The following is a 20,138-nucleotide window of genomic DNA, read 5'->3' as shown; positions in this document are numbered from 1 at the left end:
GCGCGACACGGCACCCGTGGCGGCCTATTCGCCCAGGACCTCGGAGGCTTCCAGCCATTCGAGTTCGAGGGCGTCCTTTTCGTCGGCGAGGTCCTTAAGCTGCCTGTTTTGTTCGGCCAGGGCGTCGAAATCGGACTTCTCTGTGCTCTTCACCATCTGGTCGTGGAGCTTCTTTTCCTGCTGTTCCAGCTTGTTGAGCTGCCGCTCGATTCTGTTCAGTGCTTTCCGGGCGTCGCGTTTTTGTGCTTCGGAAGGCCCGGCGGGAGCGGCTGCGGCGCCCGTTCCGGAGCCTGCGCCGGTGACGGGGTTGCCGCCGCCGGTGATAGTTGAGCCGGCCAGGGTGGCTTCCCTGAGTTCCAGGTACTGGTCCACACCGCGTGGCAGGGCGCGGATCTTGCCGTCGCCGAGCAGTGCCATCTGGTGGTCGGTAACCCGCTCCAGCAGGTAGCGGTCGTGGCTCACCACCACAAGTGTTCCCGGCCAGCCGTCCAGGACGTCCTCCACGGCCGCCAAGGTATCGGTGTCGAGGTCGTTGGTGGGCTCATCAAGCATCAGCACGTTCGGCTCCCCTACCAGCAGGCGCAGCAGCTGGAGGCGGCGCCGCTCACCGCCGGAGAGGTCCTTGACCGGGGTCCACTGCTTTTCGTTGGTGAAGCCAAGCTGCTCCACGAGCTGGCCCGCCGAAAACTCCTTGCCGCCCACGTTGAAGGATCGCTTCTCACGTTCGATGACCTCGATCACGCGCAGGTCCGAGACGTCGTCGAGCTCTTTGACCTCCTGGGTCAGCACAGCGGTGACCACGGTCTTGCCGCGCTTGAGTTTGCCGGACGTCGGCTCGATCTGGCCGTTGAGCAGTTTCAACAGTGTGGTCTTGCCTGCACCATTGACACCCACCAGCCCCAGCCGCTCGCCCGGCGCAAGGCGGAGGGTGATGTTGTCAAAGAGTTTTTGCCCTTCGCTGCCGCCGAGGAAGTCCAGCGAGACGTTCTCCAGGTCCAGCACGTCCTTGCCGAGGCGGGCGGTGGCCATCTTGCTCAGGGCGGTGGAGTCCCTGGGCTCAGGGACATCGGCGATGAGGGCATTCGCCGCTTCAATCCGGAACTTCGGCTTGGCGGTCCGCGCCGGGGCACCACGGCGCAGCCACGCGAGTTCCTTCTTGACCAGCTGCTGGCGTTTGCTTTCCATTACCGAGGCCGCGCGGTCCCGCTCGGCGCGGGCCAGCACGTAGGCCGCGTAACCGCCCTCGAAGGGGTCCACGACGCCGTCATGGACTTCCCAGGTTTTGTTGCAGACCTCGTCCAGGAACCAGCGGTCGTGGGTGACCACCAGGAAGGCCCCCTGGTTCGCCCGCCAGCGCGTCTTCAGGTGCCGGGACAGCCAGGCGACGCCTTCCACGTCCAGGTGGTTGGTGGGCTCGTCCAGCATGATGACGTCATGGTCCTCAATCAGGAGCTTGGCCAGTGCCACGCGCCGCTTCTGCCCGCCGGACAGGGCGTGAACGTTGGCGTGCCAGTCGACGTCGGACACCAGCCCGCCCATGATCTCGCGGATCTGCGGGTTCCGCGCCCATTCGTAATCCGCCTGGTCACCCACGATCGCGGCACCCACTGTCAGGTCGCCGTCGAGCACGTCGCTTTGGTCCAGGTACCCCACGTTGACATCGCCGCGCTTGGTGACCCTGCCGGAGTCGGGGGTGGACCGCAGCGCCAGAAGGCGCATCAGGGTGGACTTGCCGTCGCCGTTCCGTCCCACCATGCCAATCCGGTCGCCCTCCTCAAGCCCGAGGGTGATGCCGTCCAGGACGGTGCGGGTTGCGTACGCGACGGTGAGGTTCTCGCCGCCAAGAAGGTGTGCCAAAGGGAACTGCTTTCTGCTGCCGGGAACTGTACGTCTTAGAGAAGGGTGTCGGAGATGATGCGCGCCCCGGGAACGGGGCCGTGCACGGCAAGGGCCGTCAGGCCGTAGCGCCGCAGGTTTTCCGCCAGGCCCTCGGCGGCAACGGGATCATCGGCCAGCAGGGCCACGGTGGGGCCCGAACCTGAGACGATGCCTGCAACGGCACCGTGCGCTTCGCCGATTCCCAGCGTATCGCGCAATGAGGGGGCCAGTTCGATGGCGGCCCGCTGGAGGTCGTTCACCAGGACCCGGCTCAGCGCTTCCGCGTCCCCGCTGCGGAGGGCGGTGAGGACCTGCGGATCCACGCCGGTGGGTTCGGCGCCGTCGATGCCTTCCGCGGCCCGCAGCCGGTCCAACGTCCGGTACACCTCCGGCGTGGGAAGTCCGTAGTCCGCCGTGACCAGGACCCAGTCCGTCTGCGCCTTGGCCAGGGCCGGGGAAAGTTCGTCGCCCACCCCAAGGCCAACGGCGGTTCCGCCCAGCAGGGAGAAGGGGACGTCGGCGCCGAGCTCGGCGGCCAGGTGGGCGAGTTCCTCGCGGGAGAGGCCGCTGTTCCAGAGTGCATCGCAGGCCAGGAGCGTCGCGGCGGCGTCCGCTGAGCCGCCGCCCATGCCGCCTGCCACCGGCACGCGTTTGGTGATCTCCAGGTGGACTCCTGTTGGGCGCTCGGAGACGTCAGCCATGATGGCCGCCGCCTTGTACGCCAGGTTGTTCTGGTCCAGGGGGATGTGGACGGCGTCCAGGTCAAGTGTGCTGTCCGGGCTGAGGCTGACGGTGATCCCCGGCGTTTCGGTGCTGGTGGCCGTGACCTCCTCGTACAGGGACACGGCGAGGTAGACGCTGGCCACCGAATGGTAGCCGTCCGGCCGGAGCGGACCGACGTCCAGGGAGACGTTCACCTTGCCGGGCGCCTTGGCCCGGACCGTCCTGGCGGCGAAGCGTCCCGGGAGGGCGTTCACGGGCGGGCCTCGCGTGCTTCGGCGATCCTCGCAAAGTCTGCAATGTCGATCACTTCACCACGGGCGGTGGGGTCGACGCCGGCTGCAACGAGGCAGCGCTCCGCCTCCGGGGCGCTGCCGGCCCAGCCGGCAAGGGCTGCGCGGAGGGTCTTGCGGCGCTGCGCGAAGGCGGCGTCCACCACGGCGAAGACCTGCTCGCGGGTGGCGGTGGTGGCGGGCGGCTCATGCCGGGTGAAGGACACCAGCCCGGAGTGGATCTTGGGTGCGGGCCAGAAGACGTTCATGCCGATGACGCCGGCTTTGCGCATGTGGCTGTACCAGGCGGCCTTCACGGACGGAACGCCGTAGATCTTGGACCCCGGCACGGCTGCCAGCCGGTCAGCCACTTCGTCCTGGACCATTACCAGGCCGTGCTGGAGGCTGGGGAAATGCTGCAGGAGGTGCAGCACCACGGGCACGGCCACGTTGTACGGCAGGTTGGCCACCAGCGCGGTGGGCTGGACGGGGAGTTCGGTCACCTTCATCGCGTCTGCCTGGACCAGGTGGAAGCTGCCGACGGCGGCCGGGCGCCATTCCTTGACGGTTTCCGGGAGCTTCGCCGCCAGTACGGGGTCAATCTCCACCGCCACCACTGCGGCGGCCGCGTCCAGCAGGCCCAGGGTCAGCGACCCGAGGCCGGGCCCCACTTCCAGCACTGTCTCGTCCGGTCCAACACCGGCAGCGGCCACGATCCTGCGGATAGTGTTGCCGTCAATCACAAAGTTCTGGCCGAGGGTCTTGGTGGGGCGGATACCGATCTCTTCCGCCAGCCGGCGTATGTCGGAGGCACCAAACAGCGGTGCGGGCGCGGCGGGGATGGGTTCAGTCACCTAGGTATCCTATCCCGCATGCCGCTGCCGCCCTGCCCGGCCAAGACGCGGTTAAAGGCCGCGGCCGGGCCCGGAAGATCCGGGCCCGGCCGTCAGGCGGTGTGGTTCAGCTGTGCCTTGCGTCAGCTGCTGGCAGCCCAGCCGCAGCCCCAGGGCTGCAGGCCGCGCTGTGCGTAAACGCGGTTGGCGATGTCGATCTGCTGGGCCTTGGAGGCGAGGCTGGCGTTCGGGGCGTACGCGCCGCCGCCTGCTCCGATCCAGGTCTGGATGTTGAACTGGAGGCCGCCGTAGTAGCCGTTGCCGGTGTTGATGGACCAGTTTCCGCCTGATTCGCACTGGGCGATCTTGTCCCACATGGCCTCGTTCATCATCGCCGGGGCGGCGGCACCGGTGCTGGCACCGGCAGTGGGGGCGGCGGGCGCGGCCTGGGCCACCGGCTTGGGCTTGGTGCCCACGGTGATCTTCTCGGTCACGGGCTGTGCAGTGACGGACTCGGTGACCAGGGTGCGGGACGCTTCGCGGCCGTCCACCAGGACCAGCTTGAAGGTCTTCTCCAGCTTGCCGGCTGAACCGGCCTGGGTGACTTCCTTTTCACCCTTCAAAAGCTCGGCGCTTTCGACGGTTTCGGTCTTGAAGGGGACGTCCTCGGTGGCCACGGCGGTCTGGCCGGTGTCAACCCGGGAAACCTTGATCACCATGTTGTTGACCACGTGGGCGTTGGCCGGCTGGGATGACCGGTCATTGGCTCCGAGGGTCAGGCCGGCGTCTTCCAGGACGTTGCCCACGGTAGCGGCGGTGGTAGTGGCGGTCTGCACCTTGCCGTCGGCGACGATGCTCACGGCCTTGGGAGTGGAGATCGAAACGAAAGAGCCTGCCACTGCGAGCTGGGCGTCTTTGGGGACCGAGACGGAAGAGGCGCTTGCGACACCGAGTTCCGTGACGAGTCCTTCAACGTCCTGGGCGGTGGTGTTCACCGTTTTTTCGGCGCCGTCCAGGCTGACTTTGACTTCCTTGGCCTGGTTGACGTTGATAACCGTGCCGTTCTGGACGGTGGAGTCGATGGCCGGGGAAACCCGGTCCGCCGGCTTCAGTTCAAGGTTGGCGCTTTTGACGACCTGCCCCACTGTGCCACCGAAGGTTTGGACGGAAGTTACCTTGCCATCAACGTTGAGCGTGATGGTTTTGTTATTGCCCACGAAGGCTACGAGCCCGACCACCAGCGCACACAGCACCAGAAGCTGGGTTCCAACCTTGAAAAAGCTGAACTTGCCGTCCGTTGTGAAGAACTTGACCACGATTGCCCGTAACTTTAGCTCCGTCCGGGCACGGGGAGAGCGCAATAAAATGCCCGGGCACCGCCTCAAAGAGGAGTAGTCCGGGCACCGTTGCGCCGCCACACCCTGCGCAGCGGACAGGCCGGGAGAAGCCCGGCAGATCCTGCTGCAGAAAGGGTGAATTTACCCGGTGGCCTTCCCCGACCCCGGCTAGTAGTTTCCCACTGTAACCGTAGCGTTATAAAGCCGCCAAGAAATTTGCATACCAGGTATTCGGTTCGCCTGCGACAGGTAACGTGTTCTTAATCCCATTTCCCGTAGGCGCGCACGGTATTTTCACTGATTCCGGCACACAGCCCCGCAAGGTCCCGGTTTGTCAATTCAGCCATCGCGCGGACCGTGTAGGGAACCATGTAGCTGGCGTTGGGCTTCCCCCTGTGGGGATGCGGAGTCAGGAACGGGGAGTCCGTTTCCACCAGGAGGAGTCCGGGGTCGGCGACCGCGAGCGCGGCCCGCAGGTTCGCCGCGTTCTTGAACGTCAGGGTCCCGGCAAAAGACATATACCAGCCTTCCCGGTTGCAGGTGGCCGCCAGTTCCTCGTCCCCGGAAAAACAGTGGAAAACCACCCGTTCCGGGGCTCCTTCTTCCTTGAGGACCTGCACCACGTCGCTGTGGGCGTCGCGGTCATGAATCTGCAGGGTGAGGTCCAGCCGCTTGGCGATGTCGATATGGCGGCGGAAGGAATAGCGCTGGTGGGCCAGACCCTCCCCCTCGGTGCGGAAGAAGTCAAGGCCGGTTTCGCCGATGGCGCGGATCCGGGGATGGGCGGCCAGTTGTTCGATTTCCGCCAGTGCCTCTTCCAACTGGCCCCGTGCCGCGTAGAGGGGAGCATCGTTGGGGTGAAGTGCCACGGCCCCCAGCAGCCGCTCATCGAGGTCCACCGCCTGGACCGTGAACCGGGATGATTCCAGGTCGCAGCCCACCTGCACGGCACCCTGGACACCTACCGCCGCAGCGGCGTCGAGTGCTTCCTTGACCCCCACCGGCGCCTGTCCGTCCGGAAAGTCGAGGTGCGTGTGGTTGTCCATAACGGGCACCGGCAAGGGCTCAGGAGCGGGAGGAAAATCCCGCTGCCGGGAACTTCCGGATTCCGGTGCACTGGCGGCGCCGGGAGCACGGTAGGCGGCAGGGATCAGCGGATTGCACATCCATCAAGCCTAAACCGACAGTGGGGCCCCATATTTGTTGGAACTCTCTGTCTGCTGCGGCAGTTGTGTTAGTAGTCTGGTACGAACACATGCGGACGCCCACCGACGGGCGAAGGCAGGGCCAGCTGTCCCGTCCAGGAGTACCCCGGGCTGAAAGGTTGCCGATGGAATCCCACCGACGCACTGCCAACGATGTGAGCGCTGCGAACCGCAACCTGGCGGGAGTCGCAGAGCCGGTCAGCCACCTGAACGGCCACCGGACCGCTGCCATGGATGCCCCCTCCTTTCACGATGCAAGCCAGCGGATCCTGACGACTGTTAATACGGTGATCGACGGCAAATCGGACGCCGCGAAGCTCGCATTGACGGTACTGCTCGCCCAGGGCCACCTGCTGCTGGAGGACGTGCCGGGCGTCGGCAAGACACTCCTGGCAAAAACGCTGGCCCGGACCATCGACTGCACTGTCAACCGGATCCAGTTCACCCCGGACCTGCTTCCTTCCGACGTAACGGGCGTGTCCATCTACAACCAGTCCTCCAGGCTCTTTGAGTTCCGGCCCGGTGCGGTCTTCGCCAACATTGTTATTGGCGACGAGATCAACCGGGCATCAGCGAAGACGCAGTCGGCGCTGCTGGAGTGCATGGAGGAGCACCAGGTGACGGTGGACGGCAATTCCTACCGGCTGGACGAGCCGTTCATGGTGGTGGCCACGCAGAATCCCATCGAGATGGAGGGAACGTATCCCCTGCCCGAGGCCCAGCGGGACCGCTTTATGGCGCGGATCTCCATGGGCTACCCGGACAAGGAGGCTGAGATCGAGATGCTCGAGACCCACCAGTCGGCTTCCCCGCTGGCCAAAGTGTCGCCTGTGGTGAGCACCGCCGACGTGGCTGCCATGATCGCCACCGTCCAGCAGGTCTACGTCTCGCAGGCGGTCAAGGAATATACCGTGTCCGTGGGCCGGGCCACCCGGGAAAGCCCCCTTCTTCGCCTCGGCGCCAGCCCCCGGTCCATGCTGCAGCTGCTGCGCGCCGCAAAGGCGACAGCGGCTTTGGACGGCCGCGATTTCGTCCTGCCGGACGACGTTGTGGATGTTGCCGAAGCTGTCCTGGCGCACCGGATCATCCTGGACCGGAAGGCGGCGGGTGCAGGGGAAACGGCACACAGCGTCCTGCGCGGCATCCTGTCCCGGCTGCCCGTGGCCCAGAAGCAGGCGGATACCGGGGCCAGGGCTTCCGCGCCTGCCGGCCGGAGTGTCCCCGTGGCAGGCATGAGCAGGAACCACTAGGCGGACTTCCATGGCACTGCCGGACCGACTGCCCCGACACCTCTTCACCCAACGCGGCTGGGGAATGCTGGCCGCAGGGGCAGCAGCACTTGCCGCTGCGCAGGTCATGGGCCGCAGGGACCTGTTGAGCCTGGCTGTGCTCCTCTTTGTCCTTCCGCTGGTTTCCCTCGCCGGAATCCGGCTGGTGAAACCCCGCTTCCAGGTTTACCGCGAATTCAATCCCTCCCCGGTGGAAACGTCCGCGCCCACCACGGTCAGACTTGCGGTGGCACGGACCGGAGCAGCAACCGGCCGCGCCACCATGGAGGAACGGCTGCCGCCAAGGTTTGGCGAGTCGCCCGCCTTCCGGTTCCCCTCGCGCTCTGCCAGCGGCGGCACCAGCAGGTACGAGTACCGCCTGCGCTCCGCCCAGCGCGGCCAGTTCCTGATCGGACCAGTGACGGCGGAGTTCACCGACCCGTTCGGCCTGTCGCTGCACAGGCAGGCCATTGACGACGGCGACACCCTCACCGTGACGCCCGCCGCCGTCGTCCTTCCGCTGACGGGACTGGCGGGTGCCCGGGGCAACGACGGCGTCACGGCCACGCGGATCCGGGCCAATCCCAGCGATGACGATGTGATGACCCGCGAATACCGCCACGGGGACCCGATGCGCCGGGTGCACTGGGCGGCCACCGCGCGCCACGGCGAGCTGATGGTGCGGCAGGAGGAATCCGTCACCACGCCGGAGGCCACTATCATCCTGGATCACCGGTTCGGTGCGTTCTCCGGCGGCTCCGGCGCCGCCCAGGACGGCCACACGATGGTCAGCAGCGAAACCTTCGAGTGGGCCGTGGTGGCCGCCATGTCCATCAGCGCCCACCTTTCCGAACGCAATTACGCCCTGCGTCTCCTGGATGCACGCGGGGAACCGGCTTTTCTGCGTTCGCCGTCGGCTCCCGAGCCGGAGCTGGAAGAGTACAGCGGAGCCTCCGGGCTCCAGTCCATCGCCGAGAGCCTCGCCGCCATCCAGCTCACGGGCCCCCACCACCAGCGCGGGGACGCCACGCGCAGGGACTTTTTCGGCAGCAGGGAATCGCACGGCCAGGAGGCAGGACCCCCGCCTTTTGATGACAACCTCATGGACAAGCTCTCCGCCCACCGCATGCGGGGCCCGGTCATTGCCGTCCTGGGCAGGATCTCCGCACTGGAGGCGCTGTCCCTTGCCCCCGCCGCAGGCTACGGCACCAACGCCTTTGCCATCCTGGTGGCGGAGCGCCCGGCGGAGTTCGAGGATGCCCTGGAGAAGCTCCGGCAGGGAGGCTGGCGGGCTGCGGCGGTGGCACCAAGCGTCTCCGTGGCTGCCGCCTGGAACCAGTTCGACCAGGACCTTGACGTACCGGAACCACCGGCTGCGGAGGTCCGGCGCGGAGCGGGGGTGGCCCGATGACCATCGCACCCGCCAGGAAACCCGGAACCGGCCAGCAGCAGCCGGCGGCAGGAACCCCGGCAGGACGCGCCCGCGTAGGCGCCTACCCGTGGGTGATGGCTGCGGCCATCGCCCTGGCAGTGGCCGGGGCTGCCCTGTCGCTGAACGGAGTGTTGCGGGGCTGGGCCTGGTACTGGCCCGTTTTCACCACCGTCCTGGTCGTCAGCCTCACCCTCGCCGTGCTGCGTGCGGTCCGGGCGCAGCCGCTGCTGGTGACTGCCGGCGGTTTCCTTTCCCTCGGCGCCATCCTGACCCTGACGTTCTTCCGCAGCACCAGTTTCGCGGGCATCATTCCCACGGCCGGCAGCCTCGCGGAACTTGACCGGCTGATCCGCCGCGCCAGCGAAACCGTGCTCTCCGAAACCGCTCCCGTGGCGCCCAACGTGGGCATCGTGATGGTGATCTGCGCCGTCCTGGGCCTGGCCGTGATCCTGGTGGACGCGCTGGCCGTCCCGCTCGGGATGCCGGCAGCCACCGGAGTGGGCCTGCTGGCCATCCTGGTGGTGCCGGCGATGATCAAACCCCAAAGCGTGGGCTTCTGGGGATTCGCTGCCACCGTTGCGGGCTACCTGATGATCCTGGCCTGCAGCCAGTGGTACGTTCCGGACGCGCGGACTCCGGCGGATTCGGCGCGCAACCCCGGCCAGGGGCGGAGGGCTGTCCTCACCGGCGCCGTGGCGGTGGCCGCCACCCTGGTGCTGCCGCTGGCCATCCCCGGATTTGACCAGGGCACCTTCCCGCAAGGCTCGCGGATCAACCCCTGGGGCACGTCCACCGGCCTGAACCCGATGATCACGCTGGGCAACAGCCTGCGCACCCCTGCCGGCAGCGGCCGCATCAGCTATGCCACCAATTCCCCCGCCCCGCTGTACCTGCGCTCTGTCACAGTGGACAATTTCGACGGCGACTCCTGGGGCCCCGACGACCGCAACGCCTCCCGTCGCCCGCTGGGCAACCTGATCGACCCCGGCTACACCGTGTCCGACGAGCAGCAGCTGGTTACAGCCATAGATACCGGAACGTTCACCAGCCCCTACCTTCCGGTTCCGTACGCCCCAGAGTCCGTGCGCGGGCTTCAGGGGCGGTGGACCTGGGATCCTGCCACCTTGAGCATCAAGGGGACCGACACCACCTCACGCCGGCAGGAGTACCTGGTCACGTCCACGGTTCCGAAGCTGACCGCCGGGCTGCTGGCCACGTCTTCAGCTCCTGTGCAGGGCATCGCGGACGACTTCACCAGGATCCCAGGCAACGTTCCGGACATCGTCCGGACCACGGCGGACACCGTGGCCGGTTCGGGCGCCTCGCCGTATGACAAGGCGATGGCCATCCAGAAGTACCTGCGGTCCGCCCAATTCACCTACTCGCTGCAGTCCCCCGTGCAGGGCGGTTATGACGGGAACGGACTCTCGGTCCTTGCCGACTTCCTGGAGCAGAAGAGCGGGTACTGCATCCACTACGCTTCGGCCATGGCCGTGATGGCCCGGCTTGAAGGGATCCCCAGCCGGATCGCCGTGGGGTATGCGCCGGGCAGGCTGACCGGTGCCACGGTGTCCGTGGCCGGCCAGGGCGCCCTGCCCGAATATGAGGTGGATGCGCGCGATGCCCACGCCTGGCCGGAGCTCTACTTCCAGGGCCTGGGCTGGGTCCCGTTCGAACCAACGCCGTCCCGCGGCGTGGTGCCGGACTATGCCACCGAAAGTTCCACCGCCTCAGCCCCCGGCTCGATCGAAAACAACGACGACCTGGTCCCGGACGCCACCCCCGCCCCGGCCCCGGCGCCGAGCGCCGCCCCGCTGCCCGGTCCGGGCGCGGGCGGAACCGCTGACACCGGATCCCAGCTCCTGCCCTGGCTGTTGGGTGCGGGAGCGCTCCTGGGTGCCGCGCTGCTCGCCGCCTCGCCCCGCCTGGTCCGGGCAGCGATCCGGGCGCGGCGGCTCAGGGCGGCTGATCCGGCCGCTGCCGTGCCGCTGGCATGGAGCGAAATGGTGGACCTGGGGACGGACTACGGCCTGCCGCCCGAGCCGAGCGAAACGCCGCGGGCCTACTCGGCCCGGCTCCGGGGTTCCGCTTTGCTGGGGGATCCGGGCGGAATGGACGACGCCGCCCACTCGGCCGCGGCCGCGTTGACGTCAGACTTCGAACGCCAAAAGTACGGTCCGCCCCTGGTGGAGGGTGTCCCCGAGGCGGATCCGGCGGACATTGATAGGAAGGCGTCCCGGGCCGGCCAGGTGGCAGGTGCCCGCGTCGCCGCCCTCGAAACAGCCTTGCGCGGCAACGCCGGCGCTCTTCGCCGCCTCCGCGCCGTCTGGCTGCCGCCGTCGGTTGTTGCCCGGCTGGGACGCCTGCTTGGTACACCTTTCAGGATCGCCTTTGGTGCTGCCGTAGCAGCAGGCAAGAACGCGAAAGCCGCCGCGCGCACCTGGTCAGCTCGCTGGTCCGGACACTCCTAGGGCAGGAGTTCCGATGCGGGCATTGCTGTTCCAGGGCAGGCGGCGGCTTTCACCGGAGGGCGAAGGCTACCCGGCGTAGGGATCGGCGATGCCGATGTACTGGGTGTAGAGGTATTCCTCGATGCCTTCGAGGCCGCCTTCGCGGCCCAGGCCGGACTGCTTGACGCCGCCGAAGGGTGCGGCGGCGTTGGAGATGACGCCGGCGTTCAGGCCCAGCATGCCGGTTTCGAGTTTTTCGCCCATCCGGATGCCGCGGTTCAGGTCCTTGGTGAAGACGTAGGCCACGAGCCCGTATTCGGTGTTGTTGGCCAGCCGTACGGCGTCGTCTTCGCTGCTGAAGGTGGTGATCGGGGCGACAGGCCCGAAGATCTCCTCGGACAGGATCCGGGTGCCCTCGGTGACGCCGGAGAGAATGGTGGGCTGGTAGAAGTAGCCCGGGCCCTCCACCGGTCCGCCGCCCACAACGGCCGTGGCGCCGGAGGCAACGGCGTCGGAGACCAGTTCGTGGACCTTATCCCGGCTCTTGGCATCGATCAGCGGACCCACCTTGGATTCCGGCTCGGTGCCCCTGGCGGTGGTCATCTCCCGCATCTTCGCGGCGAACTTCTCCGCAAACTCGGCAGCGACCGATTCGTGCACGATGAACCGGTTGGCCGCGGTGCAGGCCTCGCCCATGTTCCGCAGTTTGGCGAGCATGGCGCCGGCGACGGCGGCGTCCAGGTCGGCGTCTTCAAAGACGACGAACGGGGCGTTCCCGCCGAGCTCCATGGAGGTGCGCAGCACGGTCTCGGAGGCGTCGGAGAGCAGGCGGCGGCCCACCTCGGTGGAGCCGGTGAAGGAGAGCTTGCGGAGCCGGGAGTCCTTGATCAGCGGGCCAGTGGTGGCGCCGGCCGTGGAGGTGGGGATGACGTTCAGGACGCCGGCGGGCAGGCCGGCTTCCATCATGACGGCGGCGAACAGCTGGGAGGTCAGCGGCGTGAGGTTCGCGGACTTCAGCACCATGGTGCAGCCTGCGGCGACTGCGGGGGCGATCTTGCGGGTGGCCATGGCCAGCGGGAAGTTCCACGGGGTGATCAGCAGGCAGGGACCCACGGGCTTCTTGGTGACCAGCAGCCGGGACTTGCCGTCCGGGGAGACCGAGTAGCGGCCGAAAGCACGGACAGCCTCCTCGGAGAACCAGCGCAGGAACTCGGCACCATAGGTCACCTCACCGCGGGCCTCGGCCAGGGGCTTGCCCATTTCCATGGTCATCAAAAGCGCGAAGTCCTCAGCGCGCTCGGTGACCAGGTCAAAGGCGCGGCGCAGGATTTCACCGCGTTCGCGCGGCGGGACCTTCGCCCAGGACTCCTGCGCGGCAGCAGCGGCGTCCAGGGCCGCGGCACCATCTTCAGGCCCGGCGTCGGCAATGCTCAACAGCACCTTGCCCGTGGCCGGATCTTCGACGTCGAAGGTCTTGCCGGAAGCGGCAGCCCGCCACTCACCATTGATAAGCAGGCCGGTGGGAACAGAGGCCAAAAGGGCGCTTTCGCGTTCTGCGGAAACGGCCGGCTGTGCAGTGACAGTCACGATGACTCCCTCGTCAGTAGGGTTGTTGCAGCCACGGGCAAGCGGCCGGAATGGCCGCGGTGATACGGGCTGATTAGTTGCCAGACTACTGCCGGGCTTCCGCCCGGTCTACGCCTTTACGCACTACTCGACGACGAAACGGCTGTGCACCTGCACAGCCGTTTCGTCGTTGAACGAGGCGTGCTTAGCGGGCGGCCAAAACCGCTGAATAAAGCTCCCGTTTGCTCACCCGGACATCCTCGGCGACGGCGGCCACGGCCTCCTTCAGCCGGATGCCCTGCGCCACCAGTTCATTAACCGCGGCCACGTGGTCCTCCGGTGTTCCGGCGGCCTGCTCGGGTGCGCCTGCCAGGACAACGGCAATCTCACCCCGGACCTCGGTGCTTTCGGCCCACTGCAGGAGTTCGCCCAGGGAACCGCGGATCACTTCCTCGTAGGTTTTGGTCAGTTCGCGGCAGACGGCGACGCGCCGCTCAGGTCCAAAACGTTCCCGCAGGGCGCGCAGCATCGCTTCGAGCCGGTGCGGCGCTTCGAAGAACACCATGGTGCGCCGCTCCTGGGCAAGGTCGGCCAGACGCGAAGCCCTTTCGCCGGCCTTCCGCGGCAGGAACCCTTCAAAGCAGAAACGGTCGGTGGGCAGGCCGGACAACGCCAGCGCCGTCAGCACCGCCGAGGGTCCCGGAACGGCGGTAACGGTGAGGCCGGCGGACACGGCACCTTCGACCAGCCGGAAGCCGGGGTCGGACACGGACGGCATTCCCGCATCGGTGACCATCACCAGGGTCTTGCCTGCCTTGACCTGGTCGAGGAGCTCAGCAGTCTTGGCGGCCTCGTTGTGTTCGTGGTAGCTGATGACGCGGCCGGCCACGGTGACCCCCAGGCTCTGCACCAGGCGGTGCAGCCGGCGGGTATCCTCGGCGGCAACAATGTCCGCCGTGCCCAGCAGTTCCACCAGCCGGGCGGAGGCATCACCGGTGTTGCCGATGGGCGTGGCTGCGAGCACGATCCGCCCGGCCGCCTGCCCTGGCGCCGCGGCCGCTCCCCCGTCCTCGGCGGGCTCTCCACCAGCCTGGCTGGAGGTTACAGTGCCGGAATCAGGGAAGGGTCTGGGGTTAGGGTCCACGCCACCAGCCTACTGCTGCGGGCACTGCCGGCCGCAAAAGGTAGCATGGGGCTCGTGACGCAGACCTCGACGCGGCCAGCCGGGGCCGGACACGCCACACCTGGGGCGTCCAGTACAAGCACTCCAGCAGCCGGAGGCCAGCCGGGAGCCGTCCCGGCCCGGCCCTGGATCATCCGGCCGGCCGAGGCATTTACTGTTGAGTCCCTCCGCGCCCGCCTGCTGGGCGGCCGGCAGCAATGGCGGGACTATCCGCCGTCGCTGAGGCTGTGGTTCCTGCTGGTTCCGGTCCTGACGGCCGTCGCGGGCGGTGTGCTGCGGTTCATCCGCCTGGAGACCCCGCACAAGCTGGTCTTCGACGAGACGTACTACGTCAAGGATGCCTACTCATACCTGGTCAGCGGCTACGAACGGGCGTGGCCGGACAAAGCCAACGATTCCTTCAACGCCGGCAACCCGGGCGTGCTCCTGGGTTCTCCCGAATATGTGGTCCATCCCCCGGTGGGAAAGTGGATGATCGCCGCCGGCATGGGGATCTTCGGCCCGGACAGTTCCTTCGGCTGGCGCTTCTCCGCCGCCCTGACAGGCACCCTGTCCATCCTGCTTCTGTCCCTCATCGCACTGAAACTTTTCGGATCCCTTCCACTGGCGGGGGCCGCCGGGCTCCTGCTGGCCGTGGACGGCCACCATCTGGTGATGTCGCGGACGTCGCTGCTGGACATCTTCCTGATGTTTTGGGTCCTCGCGGCTTTCGGCGCCCTGCTGCTGGACCGGGATGACGGACGACGCCGGCTGGCCGCCCGGGTTGCCCGGGCGGCGGAGGCCAGCGGGGGGCGTCCAACTCCGGCGGAGCTGTTGTCCGGGCCCTGGCTGGGAATCCGCTGGTGGCGGATCGCCGCAGGGCTCTGCCTGGGGCTCGCAGTGGGCACCAAGTGGTCCGGCCTGTTCTTCCTGGCCGGCTTCGGCATCCTGACCGTGCTGTGGGACCTGAGCGCGCGCCGGGTCGCGGGGATCCGCGGCTGGATCAGCGGCGGCATCATCAAGGACGGTATTCCGGCGTTCCTGAGCATGGTTCCGGTTGCCGCCGTCACCTATGCGGTGAGCTGGGCGGGCTGGTTCCGGTCTGATGACGCCTACTTCCGCCGCTGGGCGCAAAGCAACCCTTCGGCGGAATGGGGGTGGCTGCCGGATTCCGTCCGTTCCCTCGCGCACTACCACCTCGAGGCGTACAAGTTCCACCAGGGCCTGGGCTCGGAACATCCCTACGAGGCAAGCGCCTGGAGCTGGCTGGTGATGGGCCGGCCGACGTCGTTCTTCTATGAATCCCCCGAGCGCGGTACCCCGGGCTGTGACTTTGACCGGTGCACATCCGCCATCCTGTCCGTAGGCAACCCGCTGATCTGGTGGGGGGCCGCCATCTCCCTGGTGGTGCTCCTGTTCTGGTGGGCGGGCCGCCGGGACTGGCGGGCCGGCGCTGTCCTGGCCGGCATGGCCGCCGGATACCTGCCCTGGTTCATGTACCCCGAACGGACCATGTTCTATTTCTACGCGGTGTCCTTCGAGCCGTTCCTGGTGCTGGCGCTGGTCTACTGCCTGGGGCTGGTCCTGGGGAAACCGGCGGACCCGCCGTGGCGCCGCCGGTCCGGCCTGTACCTGGTGGTCCTGTTTGTGACGGCGGCGATGCTGTTGTCCGCCTTCTTCTATCCGGTCTGGGCCGCCGAAATCATCCCTTACCAGGAGTGGAGGCTTCGGATGTGGATGCCGTCCTGGATCTAGGGCAGGATGTCAGAAGACCCCCGAAGGAGCCGCTGCCCGCGGCGTGGCAGCGGAACGGAGACCTGCTGTGAGAGAAGCGAGCACAGAGCTGCTGGTTGAGGTTGACGCGGCCAGCAACGTCACGGACCTGCTGCTGGAGCAGGAGTCAGCCAATCCGGCCCTGGCCCTGTACCGGCGCAAGGGGCCCAACGGGTGGGTGGACGTGCCCGCACGGAAATTCCTCCAGGATGTCAGCGCCCTTGCCAAGGGCCTCATCGCGGGCGGGCTTGAGCCCGGCGACACCGTGGCCGTCATGTCAGCCACCTCCTACGAGTGGACGCTGGTGGACTTCGCCATCTGGTTTGCCGGCGGCGTGACCGTTCCCATCTACGAAACGTCCTCCGCCAGCCAGGTGGAGTGGATCCTCCACGACGCCGGCGTCCGGCGCGTGTTCGCGGAGGACCGGAGCAAAGCGGGGATGGTGACTGCCGTCCTGGCCGGCTCTCCCCTGCTCCGGGACCGGCTGGTCAACGTGGTCCGGATGGATTTCGACGGCGACGCCCCCAATCTCGCGAGCCTTGCCGCAGCGGGGACGGGCGTCACCGACGCCGAGCTGGAGCGGCACCGCAGCAAGGCGCTGCTGGACGACGTCGCGTCGCTGGTCTACACCTCCGGGACCACGGGCAAGCCCAAGGGTTGCGAGATCACGCACGGAAACTTCGCCCTGGTAGCCAAGAACATCGTTGCCTTCCTGCCCGAGCTGCTGCTCCAGGAGCAGGCCCGGACCCTGATGTTCCTGCCGCTTGCCCATGTGCTGGCCCGCGCGGTGCAGGTGGTCTGCCTCACTGCCGGTGCCACCCTGGGGCACTCGCCCGGCGCGGTGCGGCTCCTGGAGGACCTGGGATCATTCCGGCCCACCTTCCTGCTGGTGGTTCCGCGGATTTTCGAAAAAGTCCGTGCCACTGCGGCGCACAAGGCTGCAGTGGGGGGCAAAGCCCGGCTGTTCAGTGCGGCGGCTGCCACTGCCATTGAGTTCTCCCGTGCCGAGGATTTGAAGAGCCGGGGCGAGGGAGCCGGCCCGGGCCTGCTGTGCCGGATCCGTCACGGCATCTTCGACCGGCTGCTCTACCCCCGGCTCCGCCAGGCCATGGGCGGCCAGGTGGGCTATACCGTTTCCGGCGCCAGCCCGCTTCGACTGGAGGACGCCCACTTCTTCCGCGGCGCCGGGATCCCGGTCCTGGAAGGGTATGGCCTGACAGAAACCACCGCCCCGTGCACGGCAAATACTCCAACCCGCACCAAGGTGGGATCGGTGGGCATCCCCATTCCCGGCACCACCATCCGGGTGGCCGAGGACGGGGAGATCCTGGTGAAGGGGATCGGCGTCTTCCGGGGCTACCACGCCAACCAGGCCGCGAACGCCGAGGCCTTCGTGGACGGTTTCTTCCGCACAGGTGATCTCGGGGAACTGGACCCGCAGGGCTTCCTGACCATCACCGGGCGGAAGAAGGACCTGCTGGTCACGGCCGGCGGCAAAAACGTGGCGCCCGGACCGCTGGAGGAGAAAATCCGGGCCCACCAACTGGTGGGCCATGCCGTGGTGGTGGGTGACGGCAGGCCGTTTATGTCGGCCCTGGTGACCCTCGACCCGGAGGGCCTGGAGAACTGGCACTCCGAGCGCGGCCTGCCCTCCCGGTCCGTCCGCGAGGCAGCCGCCGATCCCGGGGTGGCGGCAGCGGTCCAGGAAGCAGTGGACCAGGCGAACCTGCTGGTGTCCAAGGCTGAATCCATCCGCAAGTTCACCGTGCTGGACGCCGAATTCACTGTTGAATCCGGTCACCTGACGCCGTCGCTGAAGGTGAAGCGCAGCGCCGTCGTGCGCGATTTCGACGACGAGATCGGGAAGCTTTACGCCTGACCGGCGGGCTGCTCCCCTGCCGTGCCGGCATCCTTCTTAGCCAAGCCCCGGCGCCGGCGCGTCGGCCAGGTAAGGACCATAGTGACGAGCGAGGTCACCAGCACCAGGCCTGCAATGACCATTCCGGCGTCAATCCAGAACTGGCCGGGGAACAGCCGGATCAGGGTGTCGTCCATGCTGAAGGTCCAGGAGCCCTCGGCGAAAAATATCCGGTGGAACTCCGTGAAGAACTGCTGCCAGCCGAGTACTGCCAGCGAACCCAGGCCCAGGATGAGCACCAGGGTGATGATGGAGCCGGCGAACAGGCCCCTCCGGACGCCCCCGGAACTGCGCCTGCGCAGGTACACGATGGCGATGATGCTCACCAGGGCCAGCAGTACTCCGGCACCGAAGGTAGACAGGATGACCAGCTTGACGTCCGCCATGTGGCTGACTTCGCCGTCCTTGAACAGCTTGTCGCCGCTGCGGTGCACCAGGTCCCCCAGGTAGCGCGGGGCGGCCCAGTTGTTGAGGTAGTCCACCGCGTAGGAGCCGTAGGTCATCCTGTCATCAGTGCTGAACCCGTAGCCGTCGCCGGGAAACCCGGGGCGGTTGTACTCCACCCACAGGAACAGCGGGCTGGTAACCGCCCGGACGGCGAGGATCAGCAAGACCAGCGGGAAGAAGATGGCGAGCAGGACCTGCATCACACGGGGGGCCACCGGCTTGGCGTTTGCTGCGCTCTCCCGCTGGGCGTTGCGCCGCTCCACCTCCTCCTGCGGCGGACGGACCTGCAGGGCCGAGGTGGGCAGCTGCTCGCGGAAGACCGGCGAGCTTGCCTTGCTGGATGAGGGCACCGGCTCTTCTACGGCGGCCTCTGCGGCTTTGCGGTCGGCCCTGCTTTCCGGCTGGGATTCTACTGGACCTTTGGGCGCTCCCGCGACTGCGGGCACGGCCGTGCCCTGGGGCTCTGCCGGGCCCTTGGGCACGGCCGTGCCTTTGGGCTCTGCCGGGCCGTCAGGCTCTGCAAGGCCAGCAGGGTCACTGGTGTGGCGGGGTCCGGTGCTGTCGGATGCATTGCTGTCCGTGGCAGAACTTCCGGCAGCTGTGCCGCCGCTCATCCAGGAGAACGCCGGCTCGTCAGAGTCTCCCGACGTGTCCAGGATCGGGTCCGGCTGCGGCTCGGCGCGCCGGGCGCGGGCAGGAGTTTCGTCTTTCACAGCAGCGTCCACTTCCGTTGGGTCTTCGCGCCAGGTTCCGGGTTCCACCGGGTTCAACCGGCGCGCTTTCTCTGTTGACGAGCCTACCGTTCGGAATTCCGGCTGGGCGAGGAACCACCCCGGATGGATTACAACGATTCAGGCAGCGATTTCGGAATACCCTGCATCCTCGCGGCGCAGGTCACCGCGTTCCCCGGCCAGGTAGGCGCGCCGGCCGAGGGCCAGGACATAGAGCCAGTACGCGGCCAGTACGGAGGCCCCAATCCCGATCTTGGCCCATACCGGCAGCGCACCGGGGGTGACAAAGCCTTCCACCAGTCCGGACACGAACAGCACCAGGACCAGCCCCAGGGCCACGGTGACCAGCGACCTCCCTTCCTCGGCCACGGCCCGGCCCCGGGTGCGCGGGCCCGGTGACACCATGGCCAAGAAGATCCGGAGGCCGGCGGCGCAGGCGATGAACACTGCCGTCAGCTCCATCAGGCCGTGCGGCAGGATGTAGCTGAAGAAAACATCAATCTTGCCGGCCGCGGCGAAGATGCCGGCGGCGATCCCCACCCCCTGGGCGTTGGCGAACAGGATCATGGGAACCCACACCCCGGTGATCCCCAAAACCACAGCCTGTGCGCTGATCCAGGCATTGTTGGTCCAGACGGCACCGGCAAAGGACGCGGCGGGGTTTTCTGAGTAGTAGTCGATGAAGTCCTCTTCGACGTACTGGCGGGCAGCGGCTTCCGACGCCACCGCCCGCAATGCCTCCGGGCTTCCCCCGATCCACAGTGCATAGGCGGTGCCGATGAGGACAAATGCGGCACCGCACGCCAGGGTGAGCCAGGTGAGCCGGTACAGCGCCGCTGGAAGGGCCACCACAAAGAACCGCGCGAGGTCTGCCATCACGTTGGAGCGCGCCCCGGTGAAACGGGTCCGGGCCTGGGCCAGGGTGGCTGAAAGGGATGCAGAGAGGCCGCTTTCCGGCGCCAGGGACCGGATGAGGGACAAATGTGCGGACGTGGACTGGTACAGGGCCAGCAGTTCGTCTGCTTCGGTCCCGGTGAGCCTGGCCTTATAGGCGAGTTCGTGCAGCCGGGACCACCTGTCCGCATTGACGGCGGAGAACGCGTCCATATCCACGGCATCAGCCTAGCGCCCGGCACTAGACTTGCG

General features: G+C 67.4%; 14 protein-coding genes. 5 read left to right on the top strand and 9 right to left on the bottom strand.

Translation table 11 applies throughout. From position 1 onward, the window contains the following. Nucleotides 1-24 precede the first annotated feature (24 nt). The 5 genes from AC3A4Z_RS09675 to AC3A4Z_RS09655 all read right to left on the bottom strand — a co-directional run bounded on the left by AC3A4Z_RS09675 (nucleotide 25) and on the right by AC3A4Z_RS09655 (nucleotide 6,206). Complete coding sequence (locus AC3A4Z_RS09675; RefSeq protein WP_498711389.1) at nucleotides 25-1,857, bottom strand: ABC-F family ATP-binding cassette domain-containing protein; 1,833 nt, start codon at nucleotides 1,855-1,857, stop codon at nucleotides 25-27. A gap of 35 nt (nucleotides 1,858-1,892) precedes the next feature. Beyond that, entirely contained in the window at nucleotides 1,893-2,855 is a 963-nt protein-coding gene (locus AC3A4Z_RS09670) for a 4-(cytidine 5'-diphospho)-2-C-methyl-D-erythritol kinase (RefSeq protein ID WP_498711388.1), read from the bottom strand. Beyond that, on the bottom strand, nucleotides 2,852-3,724 hold the full coding sequence (gene rsmA, locus AC3A4Z_RS09665; RefSeq protein WP_498711387.1) for a 16S rRNA (adenine(1518)-N(6)/adenine(1519)-N(6))-dimethyltransferase RsmA: 873 nt from the start codon (nucleotides 3,722-3,724) through the stop codon (nucleotides 2,852-2,854). Before rsmA ends, AC3A4Z_RS09670 begins: the two co-directional genes overlap by 4 nt. 122 nt (nucleotides 3,725-3,846) lie before the next feature. Next, nucleotides 3,847-5,019, bottom strand: coding sequence for a resuscitation-promoting factor (locus AC3A4Z_RS09660; protein WP_498711386.1), 1,173 nt, complete (start codon nucleotides 5,017-5,019; stop codon nucleotides 3,847-3,849). 281 nt (nucleotides 5,020-5,300) lie between these two features. After that, nucleotides 5,301-6,206 (bottom strand): TatD family hydrolase, encoded by a 906-nt coding sequence (locus tag AC3A4Z_RS09655; protein WP_498711385.1) that lies wholly within the window; start codon nucleotides 6,204-6,206, stop codon nucleotides 5,301-5,303. Nucleotides 6,207-6,370: 164 nt separating this feature from the next. On the opposite strand from AC3A4Z_RS09655, the gene AC3A4Z_RS09650 reads away from it, so the two are divergent. The 3 genes from AC3A4Z_RS09650 to AC3A4Z_RS09640 are packed head-to-tail and all read left to right on the top strand — an operon-like array spanning nucleotide 6,371 to nucleotide 11,416. After that, nucleotides 6,371-7,495: an AAA family ATPase gene (locus AC3A4Z_RS09650; RefSeq protein WP_498711384.1), complete on the top strand. Its 1,125-nt coding sequence runs from the start codon at nucleotides 6,371-6,373 to the stop codon at nucleotides 7,493-7,495. A gap of 10 nt (nucleotides 7,496-7,505) precedes the next feature. After that, nucleotides 7,506-8,924 (top strand): DUF58 domain-containing protein, encoded by a 1,419-nt coding sequence (locus AC3A4Z_RS09645; RefSeq protein WP_498711383.1) that lies wholly within the window; start codon nucleotides 7,506-7,508, stop codon nucleotides 8,922-8,924. After that, a complete protein-coding gene (locus AC3A4Z_RS09640; protein WP_498711382.1) occupies nucleotides 8,921-11,416 on the top strand; it encodes a transglutaminase TgpA family protein in 2,496 nt (831 codons plus the stop codon). The genes AC3A4Z_RS09645 and AC3A4Z_RS09640 overlap by 4 nt, the downstream gene beginning before the upstream one ends. Before the next feature lie 66 nt (nucleotides 11,417-11,482). Here AC3A4Z_RS09640 and AC3A4Z_RS09635 read toward each other — a convergent pair whose 3' ends face one another. Continuing rightward, on the bottom strand, nucleotides 11,483-12,982 hold the full coding sequence (locus AC3A4Z_RS09635) for an NAD-dependent succinate-semialdehyde dehydrogenase (RefSeq protein WP_142061812.1): 1,500 nt from the start codon (nucleotides 12,980-12,982) through the stop codon (nucleotides 11,483-11,485). A gap of 184 nt (nucleotides 12,983-13,166) precedes the next feature. Further along, nucleotides 13,167-14,105: a 16S rRNA (cytidine(1402)-2'-O)-methyltransferase gene (rsmI, locus tag AC3A4Z_RS09630; protein WP_498711381.1), complete on the bottom strand. Its 939-nt coding sequence runs from the start codon at nucleotides 14,103-14,105 to the stop codon at nucleotides 13,167-13,169. Between the two features lie 45 nt (nucleotides 14,106-14,150). Here rsmI and AC3A4Z_RS09625 point away from each other — a divergent pair, with 45 nt between their 5' ends. Both AC3A4Z_RS09625 and AC3A4Z_RS09620 read left to right on the top strand, forming a co-directional pair. Next, nucleotides 14,151-15,878 (top strand): dolichyl-phosphate-mannose--protein mannosyltransferase, encoded by a 1,728-nt coding sequence (locus AC3A4Z_RS09625; protein ID WP_498711380.1) that lies wholly within the window; start codon nucleotides 14,151-14,153, stop codon nucleotides 15,876-15,878. 67 nt (nucleotides 15,879-15,945) lie between these two features. Then, the gene (locus AC3A4Z_RS09620; protein ID WP_498711379.1) at nucleotides 15,946-17,775 is read left to right on the top strand and encodes an AMP-dependent synthetase/ligase; all 1,830 of its coding nucleotides are present in this window, start codon (nucleotides 15,946-15,948) and stop codon (nucleotides 17,773-17,775) included. Here the strand turns inward: AC3A4Z_RS09620 and AC3A4Z_RS09615 are convergent. Beyond that, nucleotides 17,766-18,974: a TIGR01906 family membrane protein gene (locus tag AC3A4Z_RS09615; RefSeq protein WP_498711378.1), complete on the bottom strand. Its 1,209-nt coding sequence runs from the start codon at nucleotides 18,972-18,974 to the stop codon at nucleotides 17,766-17,768. The genes AC3A4Z_RS09620 and AC3A4Z_RS09615 overlap by 10 nt on opposite strands. A 138-nt stretch (nucleotides 18,975-19,112) precedes the next feature. After that, nucleotides 19,113-20,105: a stage II sporulation protein M gene (locus AC3A4Z_RS09610; protein ID WP_498711377.1), complete on the bottom strand. Its 993-nt coding sequence runs from the start codon at nucleotides 20,103-20,105 to the stop codon at nucleotides 19,113-19,115. Nucleotides 20,106-20,138 lie beyond the last annotated feature (33 nt).

Source organism: Arthrobacter sp. Soil_C_49 (genome assembly GCF_057656635.1).
This window is presented reverse-complemented; position numbering and strand designations above follow the sequence as displayed.